We start from the raw sequence: 16,070 nt of genomic DNA, 5'->3' as shown, positions 1-16,070 counted from the left end.
GCGCTCGACCCGCGACCGTTAGAACTTGTGGCGAATGCCGATCCGTGCCGCAGTCTGAAAACTCGTGCTGGACGGTGATCCGAGCGCTGCTTCGATTTGCGCGCCGTGTGCATGATCGTGCGCGAGCGCCCCGACGAAATACACGTCCGTTCGCTTCGAAATGAAGTAATCCGCCCCGATGGTCACCTGGTTCGCGCTGCCGACGCCGTTGTTGCGCTGTTGAAACTGGAACCCTGCGCCAAGCGAAATATCGGGCTTGACGAAGTAAGTCATGCCACCGTCATAGGTCAGCGCCCGAGCCTGGGTGCCGCTGCTCAACTGAACATCGGTCACCACACCGAATATCTGCGCTTTCCCCAGGCTGTATGTTGCACCGCCGGCGTATTCCGTCAGATTCGCGGAACTGGTCGCGTTATGCTGCTTGAAATACGACAGCGATGCGGCGAGCCCGCCTTGGCTGTAGTTCAGCAGAAAGTTCATCGAGCTGTTGGTGCCCAACGAGCCGGCGACGTTGCCGAAACCGTACATCGCCCCGACACTGAAACCCGAAATCGTCGGCGAAAGATACTTCACCGAGTTATTGACATTGTCGCCCCACAGCCGGTTGTCCAGCGTATAGCCGCCAGCCGCATACGCCGGAATGCCCCACGCGAGGATGCCCGCTGCCGTATTTCCCGCAATCGAGTACGCCGGAAAGATATCGCCGATGAAGTCGTATTGCCGCCCGAGCGTCAGCGTCCCGAACCGCCCGTCAACGCCGACGAAGGCTGCACGATTGAACAGCAGCCCGCTTTGCGCCAGGGCCCCGTTGGAAAGTTGAAAGCCGCTTTCGAGCGTGAAGATCGCCTTGAGCCCGCCACCCAGGTCCTCTTTACCCGTCAGCCCCCAGCGATCTCCCTGCGAAGACCCGGACGCAAACTGCACGAGCGCGCCATGTCCGGTGCTCGATGTCGCATTGTTCGTGTACGTAATACCCGCATCCACCAGCCCGTACAGCGTCACTGAGGACTGTGCATGTGCCACGCCGCATCCGACCGCGGCGCACACCACCATGCTTCGCTTGATGACCGTATTCATATCGCTTTCCTAATTTTATGCGTTGCTTTCGTTGACGAAATGACTGAGGAAAACGTCCCGCTGGAAATGCATCGGAATCGTTTGGTCAATGGGCAGGCGTGTCCGGGTAATCCTCCAGCTTGCCTCGCTACAACGAACGGTCTCAGCACGTCCGCTTCCCACTGCGCGTCTACTCTATGAGCACCGTTTTTTGAGCCCCATCGTTAGAAATATCGACAGGGAAAACTTGGCCTGAGCCCGCGCTCAAGAAATTCAGGCGCCATCGCGAACATCCCTTCCGATCTGCAATAGGCAGTGGACCTGACTGCGGCATGAATACAACGGACAGGCAATGGCAGTGAAGTTCGTTGCTGATCGGGATTTTTTGCCCTGCTATGCTTGATGTGTAATGCGAACCAGTCTTTCGAGGCTGTTGCGCATGCTGTCTCCCGATTCCACCTACCGATGAGGCACCCTTGAAGCCACAAGTTCACGATCTCACGCTCGACGAACTCCGACTTTTCGGTGACATCATCGGGCGGCTCGAGGAGCTCGGGCCGATCGTGGATGTCAGGCGTGTCGTTTTGTCAGACTTGACCCGGCTGCTGCGATCCGATTTCTGCGTCTCCTACAACTGGGATGCCGAAAAAGGGATGTACGCCGACCCGATTGCAGTCAATGTCGACTCGGATCACGTGCGTCGCTACACGAGCTGGTACCAGCACAATGACCCGATGACGGCGCAACTCTGCAAGCGGCGCAGGGCCACGTTGGTGGAAGAAGTGATGGACCGGCCTGCCCTGGAGAAAAGCGAGTTCTACAACGAGTTTCTCGCGCACGACGGTTTGCATCACGGGATCAACGTGTTTGTCTTCGACGGCGAACGCCAGCTCAGCGACCTGAGAATCTGGCGAACGAGGAATCGGCCTGAGTTCGAGATGCGCGACAAACTCGTGCTCGATGCGATCGAGCCGTTCCTTTGCCGCGCGATCAAACGCCGGGCAGGCAGCGCGACAGGGCTCACGGACCGTGAGAGCGAGATCGCCCAGCTGGTCGCAAAGGGTTGTACCGATCAGGATATCGGCCGCCTTCTCTGCATCAGCCTGTCGACCGTGCGCACCCATTTGCGGCGGATCATGGACAAGAAGGGATTCTCCAACCGCGCGGAGCTTGCCGCCTCCGTCGCCGCGGCCGGAACGACCCCGCCGTCATGACGATTGAACAGCGGTCGACGGCCACGTACGCGCGACGCGGCGAATCGTCCGATACAAGAGACTAAACCGCCAGTACGGCTTCGAGCCGGTCGCGCGACACATCGATCGAGTCGCCCGACAGCACGACCTCTCCATGATCCAGACCGATGAAATGGTCGGCGATCGACGTGAGAAACGTCAGATTCTGTTCGACGACCACGAACGCCGCGCCTTCCTCGATTCGAGACCGGATCACGGATGCCATCCGCTCCAGGTTCTCCTGCTGAACACCTTCCGACGGCTCGTCGATCAGCGTGAGCGGCGAACGCTCCGCGATGATCCTGGCGAAGGAAAGCAACTTCTTTTCACCACCGCTCAACTTCCCGGCCGGTTGGAACAAGCGTTCCTTCAGCCGCGGAAAAACCTGGAACAGATCGTCGTATGCGTCCAGGCTTCGGGTCTTGAATCCGAGTGTCAGGTTGTCCGCGACGCTCAAATTGTCGAAGACGACCCGCTCCTGCGGCGCATAGCTCACCCCCAGACGTCGCCGTTGATGCGACGGCACGTTGCCCACTTCGCCGCCGTTGACAGTGACCGTACCGGACGCGGGCTGGATGACGCCGGCCAAAGCGCGCATGAGCGTCGACTTGCCCACGCCGTTGCGGCCGAATACGCCCAGGACGCTACCCGCGGCCACCTCGCCGCTGATCCCCTTGAGCACCATCGTGTCGCCGTAGCCCGCGACGATCGACGAAAACCTCAGCATTGCTTCTCCCCGCCGCTCGCTCATTTTCTTCCTCCCGAGTAGACGGCCTTGACGTCTTCCGACATCTTGATCTGCGCCAGGGAGCCTACCGCGAGGCTTCTGCCCTGGTGCAGGACCACCACGTTGTCGGCGATCTTTTCGAGCGCGCTCATGTCGTGCTCGATCACGATGGCCGACGCGTCCAGTTCGCTCACGGTCGACGTAATCGCATCCATCATATGACGGGTCTCGTGCGCCGAGAGGCCGGCGCACGGTTCGTCGAGCAGCAAAAGACGCGGCTCGGTGATCGCCACCATCGCGAACTCCAGCATCTGGCGCATCCCTTGAGAAAGATCCCCCGTGCGAACGGCCATATTCGATTCGAGGAATCCGAATTTTTCGAGTGTGCGAACGCGTTGAAGCGAATTCCAATGCAGCGGCTCGGCGGCCAACATCTCTCGCGGACGGATCCGGTTCGCCCACAGCGCAATCTGAAGATTCTCGTTGACGGACAACTGCGCAAAAACCGACGGAATCTGGAACTTGCGGCCGACGCCCAGTCGGGCGACCTGCCACGCCTGCGAGGACGAAATCTCGGCCCCGCGAAAGTGAATTTCACCGGAACGGACCGGCAAGCGGCCCGTCATTGCGTTGAACGTCGACGTCTTCCCGGCGCCATTGGGGCCGATGAAACAATTGACACCCCCTGCTCCCACCTCGAGATCGAGCCCGTTGAGAATGTTGACGCCGCCCTGGCTGACCTCCACCTTCCTGAAGCTGAGCAGCGTGGATTGAGCCGGTCGCAGGTCGATCGTCGCGATGTCGTGCGCGTCGATCCGTTTCTCCGGAATGGGGTTCGCGACGCGTAGGCCGGCCATTCGCGCAAGCGCGGCGGTCGCGCCGGCCAGGCCATCGGGAAATAACCGCACCACGCCGATGAAAATCAGCGCGACCAGCACTTCCCAATAAGTGAACAGGTCACGCCAGGTCGCGGCGAGCAGTCCGATCACGACGGCACCGAGTTGCGCGCCCAACGGACTGCGCTTTCCGCCGACGGCTGCCCAGATGACGAACTGCGCCGACAACGCCACGCCGACCGCCTGCGGACCGACCAGACCTTCGTGCGGCGCATACAGGGCGCCGCCCAAACCCGCGATCGCACCCGAGAGGCCGAAAGCGGCGGCCTTCAGCTTATGCGTCGCGAATCCGAAAAACTGGAGGCGATCTTCATTCTCCGAGATGGCGGCCCAGAGCGTCCCGATCGGTCTGCGGTTCAACCAGGTGATCAGTGCCGTGACGACAACCGCAGCCGCTGCGATCACGTAATACAGGTTTCCATACCTGTCGGTCATCGGCAGATCGGGGATATCGGTCAACCCATTGAAGCCGCCGGTTACGCTGCTCCATTGATTGGCGACCAGAAATCCCAACATGCATAGCGCAAGCGTAATCAATGAAAAGAACGGCCCACTGTCAATCCGGCGCGCAAAGACGATCAATCCGATTGCATAGGCCAGGGCCGCCGGTATCGCGATGGCAAGCGGAAGCAGAACAATCTGCCATTCGCCGCCGGCCGCTGCCGCGGAGCGCAATACAAAGGCGCTGACATACGCGCCCAACCCGAAAAACAGGCTTTGCCCCAGCGGCAGGAATCCCGCATTCCCCCAGCACAAGGCAACGCTTTGCGTTGCCATTCCATACAGCAACAGAAGCCCGATCTGGTTTGCACTGTAGTCACCGGCCCACAGCGGCAAGCTTAGAAGAATCGCCGCCGTGACAGCCTGGAGAGACGATTCAACGGCGCGAGACGAGGCCATTTGGGCGACTCCACAAGAAATAGATGGACAGGATCAGAACGGCGGTATACCCCGACGTCTGATCGATGAAACTCGACACCGCGACCTGCGTTCCGCCGATGACGAACGTGCCTACCGCGAGACCGAGCAGACTGCCCAGACCACCGACAACCAGCACAAAGAACGAATTGAGCAGATAGTCGAGGCCCATGTACGGCTCGACCCGCACGATCGGTGCAAGCAGCACGCCCGCCAACCCGGCCAGAACCACACCCGTGATGAAAGTGCCACTGGCCAGGCGGGTCGTATTGATGCCGGCCGCCTTGGCAAGCAGGGGATTCGCGACCATGCCGCGAATCCGCGCGCCCGTCTGGCTGCGGCTGTACCATGCCGCGAGCCCGGCGAATGCCACGCCCACCGAGAGCATCATCGCAAGCCGGAATGCCGGGTACTGGGTGCCAAAGACATCGATCGATGCGCCATCCGCACCCGCCACGTCCTGGTAACCCTTTCCGAACAATGCGACCACGCCTTCGCGGAGAAGGATCGAAACGCCCCACGTTGCGAGCAAGGTATCGAACGGCCGCTGATACAAAGGACGAACCAGCACGCGCTCGACGATCCACCCGACAGCAGCGCATACGACGATCGCCAAGGGTATGGCAAGCAAGGCGGGCAGCCCGAGACGCTGCACGACGACCACCGAGTACGCGCCCAGCATGATGAACTCGCCATGCGCCATGTTCAGCACGCCCAGCAGCCCGAACACGATTGCCAGACCGATCGTCGTGAGCGCGAGGGCCGCACACGCGTACCCGAGATTGAGAAGGTAGGAAAGAAGCATGACTTCAACCCACACCCGCTCCGCTCGTGCAGGTTTCGGCCGAGCTGAGTTGCGAGAACGTCTTGACGATGTCGTATCGGGCCCCTGAAGCCTTGGCGAGGAAGATGTCGGCCGTCACGTTGCGGGACTTCATCGTGACCACGCCACGCGGGCCTTTGTAACTTGCCCCATCGGAAGCCTTCGTCAGATCGCCGATCGCCGCCGAGTTCGCCTTCCTGGCCATGGCGTCATACATCAGGATGCCCTCGTATGTCGACTCGCCGATGCTGCTCAATACCGCCGAAGCGCCGAATCGCTTGTGATAGCGCTCCAGAAACTCGCCGGACGTGGCGGTCGGCGTCGAGAAAAAGCCGGAAGCCGAGTAGAGGTTCCTGGAGTTGGACGCCCCGATGCCGATCAATGTGTTTTCTTCGATCATCGTGCCGAAGCGGATCATCTTGTCGCTGAGACCGAAGCTCGCAAAGCTTCTGTTGAACGTGACGGCCGACCCGCCCACCAGCGTGATGAAGACCGCATCTGCCTTGCTGTCCCGGATTTTGCCGAGCACCGCGTCAAAGTTATCGACGTCGAATGGAACGTACTCTTCGCCGACCACGGTCGCGCCGGAACCTTGAATCGCCTTTTTCGCCACTTCGTTCGACTTGCGCGGCCAGATGTAGTCGTTGCCGATCAGGAACCAGCGCTTGACCTGGTGCTGGGCGGTCAGCCACGGAATGACCGGCGTCAGTTGCTGCGCGGGCGTCTCGCCGACGAAGAACGTGCCCTTCGCACAATCGCCCCCCTCGTACATCGGGGTATAGATGTAGGGCACCTGGCCTCTGAACAGGCTTTCCAGCGCCGTGCGGACAGCGCTATCGTGCGATCCGACAAAGACCTCCGCCTTGTCGCGCTTCCAGAGGCGCAGAGCCGTCTGCGCCGACTCGGAAGGCGCGGCGCCGGCGTCTCCCACAAGCAACTCGAGGGGGCGCCCCAAAACGCCCCCGCGCGCATTGATCTCATCGACCGCCATCGCTGCGCAGTTCTTGCAGGCTTGACCGAAAAATGCGGCCGGCCCGCTCATCGGCGCCATCAGCGCCAACTTCAGCGGCTGGTTGGCCGCGCGTACTGATGCCGGCACGAGCCCCCCGACGCCCACCGCGGCACTTGCAGCACCGAGCGCAATACTTTTCAGGATATTTCGACGATTCATTTGCTTGCCTTTCTCGTTAAGCCGTTGCCGGACGTATTAAATGAGTGCGTCGAGACGCGGAAACGTCGCGGCACACAGAACGCGCTCCATTGCCTTGCCGATCTGCAGGATTCGCTGATCCGAATACGGAGCACCGTCCAGCGCCAATCCAACCGGAAGCCCATCTTGAGTCAGGCCGGCGGGAATGGTGATGCCGGGTACCCCTGCGTTGCTGCCTGGTTCGGTGTTTCGTGTATAGGCAGCAAAGACGTCGAGTGCATCGGACCCGACCGTCACGGTTTCCGCGCCGATGTGGCATGCCGGAATCGGGACGGTGGGAAATAGCAGTGCGTCTGCCTCCACTTCGCGAAGGCACTCCACGTAAGACGTGCGCGACCGCTCTCGCGCGAGAAGTGCTTTGGCATATTCGGTCGCGGAAATCGCACCGTCCCCCAGGATGTCGCTGACGATCCGCGCCACATCCGGGCACCTGATTTGGGCAACGATCTCCGGGAACGTCACGGCCACCCCGCCTGTTTCCAGATAGCGGCCGACGGCACCACCGAACTCGAAAAAAGGGATGGTTGCGCTCTTCTGCGCACGGAAAAATGGATAACGTCGCAGATCTACGTCGACCAGTTCGAAGCCTGCATCCTCGAGCTTTTGCAACGCATCTTCGAGTACCGGCCGGGCGTCGGGTGACAACCCCTCCCACAACGTCGAGTACGGGACTGCCAGGCTGAAGTCACATGCGCCGTCGACAACGGGCAGTGCCGGGCCATTTCCGGACAGGATCTCATCCAGCAACATCACGTCGGAGACCGTTCGGGCGATCGGGCCGACCGTGTCACGCGTGGGCGATATCGGGACGATCCCCTCCGACGGATAGCGTCCATGCGTAGGACGAAAGCCGACCAGTCCGCACAGCGCCGCCGGTATCCGCACCGATCCGCCCGTGTCGGTGCCGAGGGCCGCCGGCACCGCACCACTTGACACCACCACGGCGGACCCGCCGCTGCTTCCTCCGGGAATGCTGGACGGGTCATACGGGTTGCGGGCCGGACCAAAAAATCCGTTGTCGTTCGTGCAGCCGAAAGCAAGTTCGTGCATGTTGGCCTTGCCGGCGACCAACGCGCCCGCTTCGATCACGCGCGCGACGACCGGCGCGTTCGCTCGAGGTACAGCGTGGCGAAGCGCTGCTGTTCCCGCGGCCGTCGGCATGCCGACGCAGTCGATGTTGTCCTTGATTGCCAATGGAATGCCGTCAAGTGACGTCCGCCCTGTCCGGGAAGCGGGCGATTCATCATGTGCCCGCGCCGATTGCAATAACGCCTCAGGGTCGAAATACACGAACCCGTTCAGCGGCTCGGTTTTGGCCTGTTGATCCACCAGAGCCTGAACGTATTCCAGGCAGGAGATCTCGCGCCGATCAATCGCATCTTTTGCGTCGACGACTGAAAGCTGCGGAAGGGTTGGCATCTACGTCTCTCTTACGTTTTGGTCTTCGTAGAATGCGCGCCCGCTTTTTTGTATCGCATCGTTGGAATTGACGACGCTGTCAACCCTCGCAACGTCGCCTTACCGCCCCCGAAACCGCCTCCAGGCCGCCGTTAGCGGCCTGGAACGCGCGATTCCCCGCAAAGGCCTGAAATCCACCGGCACTTCGCCAGACGTTCAGACCGCGTCCATGTTCGAGACTGAACGCTTCGAGGTCGCGGTGGGCACCGTTTCCTCGAGAAACATCCCCACGAGCGCGCTAACCAACGACACGCCCCCGACGATCAGCATCGGATAACCAAGACCGAATGTGTCGGCGAGCCCACCTGCCACCACCGGCATCAGGACCCCACCGATGAGTTCGCTGACAGCGGTGGGAACGCCTACGGCGGAGCCGGTCAGCGTGGACGGTACGGATTCGCAGGGAATCACGGCAAGAAAGAGCGGTGCGATGCCGAAGCCACACATCCCGGCGGCAAAGAGGTTGCAGAACATGACGATCGGAGACGCGTGACAAAGAACGAACGCCAACATCAGGACTCCGTAGCAAGCTGCGGAAACGACGAGCACGATACGCCGACCAAGCCGATCGGACATCGCCGGAACGGCGATCATCCCGATAAATCCGCCGAAACCCCATCCGGAGATGATCAGGCCGACCGTGCCGAGGCTGAGGCCCACTACCTTGGTCAGATAGAGCGCGACAAACGTCGAGAAAACGAACAGGCCCGTCTGGAAAAGGGAGCCGATGACCGTGGTCAACCAGATGTTCTTGTATCTCAGCACGGTCAAGGGGCTGGCCGATGCCGATCGCGCCTGTTTATCTCGACTTGCCTCCGCCTTTCGCATGGTCTTGCCGATCAGGAACGTCAGCAGAAGCCCCGGGATACCGAGAACGAAAAACACCCACTCCCAGCGCATATGCATCACGAGCTGGGTAGCGATAATCGGTCCCAGGCCGATACCCAGAAGGGGAAAGAACGACTGATGGATGCCCAGATTCAAGCCGCGCCGACGCGGTGTCGATATTTCATCGATGGTCGCGACGCTGGCACTGAAGACGCCCCCCTCTCCGACGCCAAGGAGGCCGCGCACGAGCAGCATGCTGTGGAACGACTTGGCGACCCCGGTGAAGGATGTCATCACCGAGAAGAAAATCGAAGACCCGAGCAGAATCTTGCGACGCCCGTGGCGGTCGGACAGGCTTCCGAGCACCCACGTCGAAATGGCCCAGGTCAACGCAAGCACCGAGGCGATGGCGCCTGCCTGCGTGTTGTTCAGTTTCAGTTCCGGCAGCAGAACCGGGAACAGGTACACGATGACCAGACGGTCGAGACCCACGATGCCGAACAGCACCGCAAGAAAGATGACCATCTTCCATTCGTAGTTTCCGCCTTCCTTGTATTTCATATCGCCATCCTAACTATATCGTCGTGACTGAATGACCGTTGTTTCGAAGAAAAACCGCCAGGCCTACCCGGCCGCGAAACGAAACCCTCCGACCGGCCCGCCATGGAACGACATGGCGAGCCCGATGGTCCCGCTACCGATCTCCGCCGCTTCCCGCCAACCCGGACGGGCAGTCGCCGTCCGATGAAGCGGGATCATCGGCGGCCGTCTCCGTCGGCGTTCTGTCGAGTATCTCGGCGACAGGGGGGCGCGGTCGCCGGTCGATCAGCAATCGCAGCACGTCGGGCCGCGAGTAATGCCCCACAGGATCGAAAACGCACTTCGAAAGCGATTGCGTGCCGAGATCGATATTGGCGTAGAGCAGGCCTTCCGCGGTTTCGTCGATCTTGTCGAACAGCTCCGCCCCGTCGGGCCCGTATCCCACGCTATGGCCACCGCCCGCCCGCAACAGCTGACGTTTGTCCTCGGTGTCGCAAAGATGCTCGACCATCTCCTCGGTGACGACTGTCGACGGCGCGAGGACGAAGCATCCGCCTTCGACGGCATAGGTCCGCGAAACCGCGTTGTTCACCTGGTAGCTCAATGCGCTGGCGAATTCATAGAGGGAAAAGCTCGGCCACGCGGCAACGTGGACCTGTTCGCCTTGCGCGTACATGGCGGCTTTGGTCAAAGGCTGCACGTGTTCGGCACAACACAGCGCGCCGAGCTTGCCCAACGGACTGTCGATCACGGTCAGGCCGCTGCCCTCCCCGTCACCGAAAACCGTCCGTTCGAGGTGGGTGGGCTTGAGTTTCTGTCGTTGCAGCAGGGTTTCGCCGTCGGGGCCGATGATCCATTGGGAGATATACAACGAATGGCCCTTGCGCTCCGAGAGGCCCATCACGACCGTGATGCGGTTTTTCCTCGCTGCGTCCCTCAGCGCATCGGCTTCCGGACTGTCGTAGCTCAGCGAATTGTCGAAGTAGCGCTGAACATAGCCCTTGCTCATATACCAGGCCGGGGTGCCGAGCCAGATGTAGAACGGGTAGCCGGGCAGCCACACTTCGGGAAAGGCGATCAGGGCGGCGCCGGCCTGCGCCGCCTCTTCAATCAGGCGGATGGACTTTTCGATTCCGGCCTGAAGATCGAGGAACGCCGGGGCGGCCTGCACGACAGCCGCCTTATATTGGGGATGGTTGAGAGCCAAGATACTCCTCCACGACTCGCGGGACGGGACGCCCGCAACGTTGTAGAGGAAGTGTCCGGGGCCAATATGGCGGACGCTTGACTCTGACAGAACAGGATTTTTACTTATGCTGCCAGCCGGCGGGATTATCGCGCGGCCCGCTCAGGGGCGATTCAACCAACGTCGCGATGCGTCGCACGGTAGTCGCGCGCGGACATGCCGAAGCGACGTCGAAACGTGCGACTGAAATGCGATGCATTATTGAAACCCCAAGCCATCGCAATATCGGTAATCGAGCGGTTAGCGTACGCGCGTTGCCGAAGCCACTCGCCGCATCCGTCGAGTCGGGCCGTAGAGATGATCTCGCCGATCGACTCTCCGACCTCGGCGAACAGCCGGTAAAGATAACGGCTCGATACCCCCAGTTCGTCGGCGATCTGTTCGGGTCCGAGTTCCGGTTCGCGAATACGGTCATGGATCAACGCACGTGCGCGAAGCAGATGCATCTCTTTCACGTTGGATTTGGGCAGCGAAACCGTGTTGAAATAATCCGCCAACGCCAGCGCGACCAGGTTCGCGGACACATCGCCAAGCCGCTCGCAACCGGTCATGGCGCCTTCGTCCGCCGAAAGCGCCCGGTGCAGGGACGCGATATGGTCCGCGGCGATCCGGCGTACCCCGGTGGCCGCGGGAATCCTCACCGCGGTGTGCTGCCGGCCGCACGGCACCCATTTCTCCAGTGCCTTGCGGGGAAAGCGGATCGTGTAATGCTGTCCGGAGAAATGCCAGACGAAACTGCGCGACGAATCGAACAGCACCATGTCGTCGGGGCCGACGAACGCGGTGCGGGCATCCTGCTCGATCGCGCCTCGCCCTTCGGTCTGGATCGACACGAGCAGGTAGTCGTCCGCCGTGCGCCGCACTTCGTCCCAGTCATGTGCCGCGACGTGATCGACCGCCGAGATCCGCGACACACACACGCCGTCGGTGTCCACGCTGGAAATCTCGCCATGAAATCCCTGCCCGGATTCGGTCCTGAAAACCATCGGGACGCAACTGGCCCGAACCTGATCCGACCATGCCAGAAGCCTGTCGTCACGATGGTAATGATCCGTGGTCGTCACTTGATTCATGGCACGAGGTTCCGGTGGCAGATACGCGAGAGCGTTATCCCGGACCATTGCGCATCCAAAATCCGGCGTCAATGCGCAATACCCCAGGACGGCCGCTTCGAAACGTAGCCGCGATCGAGCGCCTCCACCGAGCGACAACCGATGAGGGCAAGCGTCCGGTCCGTTTCCCGTTTGATCATCTCGATGACGTCGCTCACGCCGGCTTCCCCTCTGGCCGCCAACCCGTATAACGTAGCGCGCCCCAGCATCACGGCTTGGGCTCCCAGCGCGATCGCCTTGACGACGTCGGCCCCCGTCCGTATGCCGCTGTCGAGCATGACCGTCGCGCCCGCGATGCGCTCGACGATGTCCGGCAGCACGTCGGCTGTCGCCGGCAGGTCGGCGAGTTGCCTGCCGCCGTGGTTCGAAACGATGACGCCGTCCGCGCCGAGCGCGACACACCGCGCGGCATCGTCGGCCGTCACGATGCCCTTGACGAGGAGTTTGCCCGGCCATTCGTCCCGCAGACGGCGCAGGTCGTCCCAACCGAAACTCGCATCCATCTGCCGGCGCAGGATCGCGGCCTGCGAAGCCGTATCCGATGCATCGTCCGTCGCGAAATTCCTCAGCTCCGGCATGCCGTTCATCAGGTAAGACCAAAGCCAGCGCGGGTGCGACAGTCCGTCGACGACCGCACGTGCACTGGCCTTGAACGGCATCGCAAAGCCGTTGCGAAGATCGCGTCGGCGAAAGCCGTTGACCGCGACATCGGTGGTAAGGATCAGGGTCGAATAGCGCGCCGAGCGGGCACGATTGACCAGGCTCTTCGCGAGGTTGCGATGAACGACGTACAGTTGGAACCACAGTTCTCCGTCGGCCCCCTTTGCCACCTCTTCGATGGACATGTTGGAAGCCGTCGATAGCACAAACGGAATACCGGCCTTGCCCGCCGCGCGCGCAAGCGCGAGGTCGCCCTTGGGCCAGAACGCGCTGTTGAGGCCCGTCGGCGCGATCACCAGCGGTAATGGAATCCGCCGGCCCAAGAGCGTCATCGACTGCGCTCGCGTGCTGACATCCGACAGCCGGCGCGGCAACAACTGCAATCCGTCGAACGCCGAACGGTTATGCGTCAATCCCGACTCATCGTCAGCCGCGCCTTCCAGATAGTCGAACACCATGCGTGGCAGCCGCCGTCTGGCTGCGTCACGATAGTCGCTGACGGAGAAAATGCCGGGAAATCCTGTTGTCATGATTGAGGTACTGTCAGATTGAATCGTGATGCGAAAAGTTCGAGGCGCGCTGCACGCCGGTTTCGCGCGTCTCTCTCGACCGTTCGATGCCGACGACAGCCGAGTAACGACGCAAAGTCGAAAGCTAGACGACCACGCTACCGACATAGTTTTCCGCCATGGACCTCGCCGCAGTCTCGGACGTGGTCACATGCTCGAGCTCGGCAACCTGCAACTGCTGTTCGAACGGCGAGGCATCGTCGAGGCGATGCATCATGCGGGTCATCCAGTAGGAGAAATGCTCGGCGCGCCAGATCCGCTTCAGCGCAAGCTCACTGTACGAAGCGAGTTGCGCTTCATCGCCGGTCCGGTAATACGCGTCGAGTCCGCTGCTCAGGATCCGTACGTCGGAGACTGCCAGGTTGAGACCTTTTGCTCCGGTAGGAGGAACGATATGAGCGGCGTCGCCGGCAAGAAACAGTCGGCCGTGCTGCATCGTCGTCGAGACGAAGCTCCTCATGCCGACGATATTCTTCTGAAAAATCTTCCCGTCGACAACGCATTGACCATCGGCGGAGTCGACACGTGCATGCATTTCGGCCCAGATCCGGTCGTCGGACCAGTTGTCGACTGAATCTTTCGGGTCGCACTGGAAATACATGCGCTGAACTGTCGGCGAACGAGTGCTGACCAATGCAAAACCACGATCATGACGCGCATAGATCAGCTCGTCCGCGGACGGCGCACCTTCGACCAGAATGCCGAACCAACCGAACGGATAGACGCGCTCGAAATCGCGGCGAACGCTCTCGGGAATCGCCGAACGGGACACCCCTTGCGAACCGTCGCATCCGATCACGAAATCACAGTCCAGCGTATGCGATTGCCCTTGATGCACGAACCGTATCGACGGGGCCGACGTGTCGACGTCGTGAAGCGAGACATCCGCGACACCAAACAGGATAGAGCCGCCCGCGGCAACGCGAGCCGCCACCAGATCCTTGATGACTTCGTGCTGCGCATAGACGGTGATGGCCCGCCCGGTCAACGCCTTGAGGTCGATGCGCCGCCGCTTTCCGTCGAACGCGAGTTCAAAGCCGTGATGCAACGCACCTTCCGCCTTCATTCGTTCACCGACACCGGACGCTTCGAGCAGGTCCATCGTCCCCTGCTCGAGTACACCCGCCCTGATCGTCGATTCGATCTGCTCGCGTCCGCGGCTTTCGAGCACGACGGACTCGATACCCTTCAGATGCAAAAGATGAGAAAGAAGGAGGCCGGCAGGACCGGCGCCAATAATGCCTACTTGAGTGCGCATGCTATCTCCAACTGAAGGTACTGTCAGACGCTTTCCGTCATTCGGTTGAACATGAGCGACGTCGTTACGTGCTCTGCGCGGAGCGCGTAACCTACGTCACCCTCGACACTGATCTCAAGCGCCCTTGATGGGCGGAATATGGCGACGCACGATCATCAGGCAGATGAACACCATCGCCATCGCGGCGCCCAGCATGCCCAGGTACGCAGACGCTCCACCCTGCGTGATCACGAAGGCCCCCGCGAACGCGCTGAGAATCGCGCCGAGCCGCCCAAACGCGAGCGCGGATGCGGTCCCGGTCGCGCGAATCTCGGTGGGATAGACATACGCGCAAAGGGCATACATCGTCGACTGAACCGCGTTCACGAACAGACCGTGCAACCCGATTCCGAACACGAGCAGCGTCGTGTGGGCAGAGACGTCGAGACCGCGCAGGAAAAGTGCGCTCGCGCACGCCATCAGGCAACAGACGAGCAAAGGCCAGCGTGATCCGAACCGACCGATTGCCACCGCGCAGCTTATTGCGCCGAATACGCCGCCGAGGTTGTAGGCGGTAAGACCCGAACCCGCCACCGAAGGGCTGAGCCCCTCCCCTGCAAGCATCGTCGGCAGCCAGCTGAATGCGCTGTAGACCGCGATCAGGTTCATGAAGAAAGCGACCCAGATTGCAATCGTGTCGCGGCCTTGACCGTCCGCGAACAGCGCACGAAAGCCTGGACGCTGTACCGCCTTCTGTTCCTTCTGATCGGCGAACACGGCGCCCGGCTGAACCGAGCGGGACATGCGGGTCAACAGGTGACGCAGTTCGTTCCAGCGTTCCTGATGACGCGCAAGATAACGTGGCGATTCCGGCATGACGAAATACAGCAGGAGCGCCAGTGCGACGGGAAGCGTGCCGCCAATCAGAAAGAGCCCGCGCCAGCCGTAATGCGGAAGCACGACGCTCGCGAACAGCCCCGCAAGCATGCCCCCCAGCGGTACGCACACGATGGTTGCGGTCACGGCGAGCGTCCGCCGGCGAGCAGGCGTAAATTCCGCCGTCATGGTCGTCGCGCTCGGCAGTGCGCCGCCGATACCCAATCCCGCGAAAAAGCGCAGGATCGCAATGGTCGTGACGTCCGGCGACAGCGCGATCGAGCTCGTCGCCAGGCCAAATACCAGCACGCTCCCGATGATCGCCCAGCGCCGACCGAACCTGTCCGCGAACAGCCCGGCGAACGCGCTGCCGATGCCCATGCCGACGAGGCCGGCGGCAACGGCGGGCGCAAATGCGTTGCGCGTGATGCCCCATTCCTTGATCAGGCTGGGAATGGCGAACCCGATGAGTTGCCCATCGAATCCATCCATCACGATCGCAAGTGCGGCGAGCAGGACGACCGTTCGCTGGAACGCCGAGAACGGCCCATCGTCGAGGGTGCGGCCGATGTCTACGGTCGGCAGACGCGGATTACGATCGTTCATTTCGCGCTCCCGGCCCGGCCAGCGAAGTTCGAATCGCAGTCCTGAGCAATTCGTTTTCCGACGTGACGGTCGGACT

13 protein-coding genes are annotated in these 16,070 nt (G+C 61.4%); 1 reads left to right on the top strand and 12 read right to left on the bottom strand.

The window, feature by feature from the left end; translation table 11 throughout:
• Nucleotides 1-18: 18 nt before the first annotated feature.
• Nucleotides 19-1,077, bottom strand: a complete 1,059-nt coding sequence (locus tag L810_RS02985; RefSeq protein ID WP_021156897.1) for a porin — start codon at nucleotides 1,075-1,077, stop codon at nucleotides 19-21.
• A 455-nt stretch (nucleotides 1,078-1,532) separates the two neighbouring features.
• On the opposite strand from L810_RS02985, the gene L810_RS02980 reads away from it, so the two are divergent.
• Complete coding sequence (locus tag L810_RS02980; RefSeq protein ID WP_021156896.1) at nucleotides 1,533-2,270, top strand: helix-turn-helix transcriptional regulator; 738 nt, start codon at nucleotides 1,533-1,535, stop codon at nucleotides 2,268-2,270.
• Nucleotides 2,271-2,331: 61 nt separating this feature from the next.
• On the opposite strand, the gene L810_RS02975 is transcribed toward L810_RS02980, so the two are convergent.
• The 11 genes from L810_RS02975 to L810_RS02925 form a co-directional block, all read right to left on the bottom strand.
• Entirely contained in the window at nucleotides 2,332-3,015 is a 684-nt protein-coding gene (locus L810_RS02975) for an ABC transporter ATP-binding protein (protein WP_021156895.1), read from the bottom strand.
• 20 nt (nucleotides 3,016-3,035) lie between these two features.
• A complete protein-coding gene (locus L810_RS02970; RefSeq protein ID WP_042972980.1) occupies nucleotides 3,036-4,811 on the bottom strand; it encodes a branched-chain amino acid ABC transporter ATP-binding protein/permease in 1,776 nt (591 codons plus the stop codon).
• A complete protein-coding gene (locus L810_RS02965) occupies nucleotides 4,789-5,634 on the bottom strand; it encodes a branched-chain amino acid ABC transporter permease (protein ID WP_021156893.1) in 846 nt (281 codons plus the stop codon). The genes L810_RS02970 and L810_RS02965 overlap by 23 nt, the downstream gene beginning before the upstream one ends.
• Nucleotides 5,635-5,638: 4 nt before the next feature.
• Entirely contained in the window at nucleotides 5,639-6,823 is a 1,185-nt protein-coding gene (locus tag L810_RS02960) for a substrate-binding domain-containing protein (RefSeq protein ID WP_042972979.1), read from the bottom strand.
• Between the two features lie 36 nt (nucleotides 6,824-6,859).
• Complete coding sequence (iaaH, locus tag L810_RS02955; protein ID WP_021156891.1) at nucleotides 6,860-8,281, bottom strand: indoleacetamide hydrolase; 1,422 nt, start codon at nucleotides 8,279-8,281, stop codon at nucleotides 6,860-6,862.
• A 195-nt stretch (nucleotides 8,282-8,476) separates the two neighbouring features.
• Nucleotides 8,477-9,709 (bottom strand): MFS transporter, encoded by a 1,233-nt coding sequence (locus tag L810_RS02950; protein WP_021156890.1) that lies wholly within the window; start codon nucleotides 9,707-9,709, stop codon nucleotides 8,477-8,479.
• A gap of 133 nt (nucleotides 9,710-9,842) precedes the next feature.
• The gene (locus tag L810_RS02945; protein WP_081080097.1) at nucleotides 9,843-10,895 is read right to left on the bottom strand and encodes a carbon-nitrogen hydrolase family protein; all 1,053 of its coding nucleotides are present in this window, start codon (nucleotides 10,893-10,895) and stop codon (nucleotides 9,843-9,845) included.
• A 152-nt stretch (nucleotides 10,896-11,047) separates the two neighbouring features.
• Nucleotides 11,048-12,007 (bottom strand): helix-turn-helix domain-containing protein, encoded by a 960-nt coding sequence (locus tag L810_RS43860; protein ID WP_162175278.1) that lies wholly within the window; start codon nucleotides 12,005-12,007, stop codon nucleotides 11,048-11,050.
• A 68-nt stretch (nucleotides 12,008-12,075) separates the two neighbouring features.
• Nucleotides 12,076-13,236, bottom strand: coding sequence for an alpha-hydroxy-acid oxidizing protein (locus tag L810_RS02935; RefSeq protein ID WP_042972977.1), 1,161 nt, complete (start codon nucleotides 13,234-13,236; stop codon nucleotides 12,076-12,078).
• A 124-nt stretch (nucleotides 13,237-13,360) separates the two neighbouring features.
• On the bottom strand, nucleotides 13,361-14,533 hold the full coding sequence (locus L810_RS02930; RefSeq protein ID WP_021156886.1) for a 4-hydroxybenzoate 3-monooxygenase: 1,173 nt from the start codon (nucleotides 14,531-14,533) through the stop codon (nucleotides 13,361-13,363).
• Nucleotides 14,534-14,647: 114 nt separating this feature from the next.
• A complete protein-coding gene (locus L810_RS02925) occupies nucleotides 14,648-15,994 on the bottom strand; it encodes an MFS transporter (RefSeq protein WP_021156885.1) in 1,347 nt (448 codons plus the stop codon).
• Nucleotides 15,995-16,070: the final 76 nt, after the last annotated feature.

The sequence above is a fragment of the Burkholderia sp. AU4i genome (genome assembly GCF_000466765.1).
Classification (GTDB): domain Bacteria; phylum Pseudomonadota; class Gammaproteobacteria; order Burkholderiales; family Burkholderiaceae; genus Burkholderia; species Burkholderia cepacia.
This window is presented reverse-complemented; position numbering and strand designations above follow the sequence as displayed.

Coding starts and splice junctions, on each gene's coding strand:
- L810_RS02960 (WP_042972979.1), bottom strand. CDS start 6,823: ATGAATCGTCGAAATATCCTGAAAAGTATTGCGCTCGGTGCTGCAAGT.
- L810_RS02965 (WP_021156893.1), bottom strand. CDS start 5,634: ATGCTTCTTTCCTACCTTCTCAATCTCGGGTACGCGTGTGCGGCCCTC.
- L810_RS02975 (WP_021156895.1), bottom strand. CDS start 3,015: ATGCTGAGGTTTTCGTCGATCGTCGCGGGCTACGGCGACACGATGGTG.
- L810_RS02935 (WP_042972977.1), bottom strand. CDS start 13,236: ATGACAACAGGATTTCCCGGCATTTTCTCCGTCAGCGACTATCGTGAC.
- L810_RS02985 (WP_021156897.1), bottom strand. CDS start 1,077: ATGAATACGGTCATCAAGCGAAGCATGGTGGTGTGCGCCGCGGTCGGA.
- L810_RS43860 (WP_162175278.1), bottom strand. CDS start 12,007: ATGAATCAAGTGACGACCACGGATCATTACCATCGTGACGACAGGCTT.
- L810_RS02925 (WP_021156885.1), bottom strand. CDS start 15,994: ATGAACGATCGTAATCCGCGTCTGCCGACCGTAGACATCGGCCGCACC.
- L810_RS02950 (WP_021156890.1), bottom strand. CDS start 9,709: ATGAAATACAAGGAAGGCGGAAACTACGAATGGAAGATGGTCATCTTT.
- L810_RS02930 (WP_021156886.1), bottom strand. CDS start 14,533: ATGCGCACTCAAGTAGGCATTATTGGCGCCGGTCCTGCCGGCCTCCTT.
- iaaH (WP_021156891.1), bottom strand. CDS start 8,281: ATGCCAACCCTTCCGCAGCTTTCAGTCGTCGACGCAAAAGATGCGATT.
- L810_RS02970 (WP_042972980.1), bottom strand. CDS start 4,811: ATGGCCTCGTCTCGCGCCGTTGAATCGTCTCTCCAGGCTGTCACGGCG.